A 473-nucleotide genomic window follows, 5' to 3' on the forward strand; every position below is an offset into this window, starting at 1 on the left:
GTCCCGATCGCGTTCGACACTCCCGCCTGGTCCATGGACCACTGGATCGCTTTGCCGTCGGCGAACCGCTGACGCGAGCGGGCGAGCCATCGCTCGCCCGCTCCTATGTCGTCGGGAACGGGATCTCCGGCAAGGGAGGCGGATTCGATATCCGTCGCGCGCGCAAACCATGCCGGGATATCTTGTTCGCTTGGCGCCCGCAGCCCCAGCCTCTGTGTCGTGAGCTTGGGAAATCGGACTGCTTCCATGGAGGCATTTTCGACCCGAGGCGGCGCCAATGCAACGGCGCCGGCGGGCTGCGTCCACTACCTGCCAATGACGCCCCTTGCGCCCGCAACGAACCATTCATCAGCCCGTGAGGCGCCCACGAAACAAGGCGGTGCCGTCCGTCAGGCGCGACCTGGAGATATCCCGGAATCCAGCCTCGGTCATCCACGCGCGATACTGACCTTCAGTGTACTATTCGCCATGGC

Annotated in this window: 1 pseudogene; it reads right to left on the reverse strand. The window is 64.7% G+C overall.

Annotation, left to right across the window (positions count from 1 at the left end):
• Nucleotides 1-248: pseudogene (locus ACWTU8_RS32490) on the reverse strand (GNAT family N-acetyltransferase); the annotation flags it as partial.
• Nucleotides 249-473: the final 225 nt, after the last annotated feature.

It is taken from the genome of Mesorhizobium sp. BHbdii (assembly GCF_053848045.1).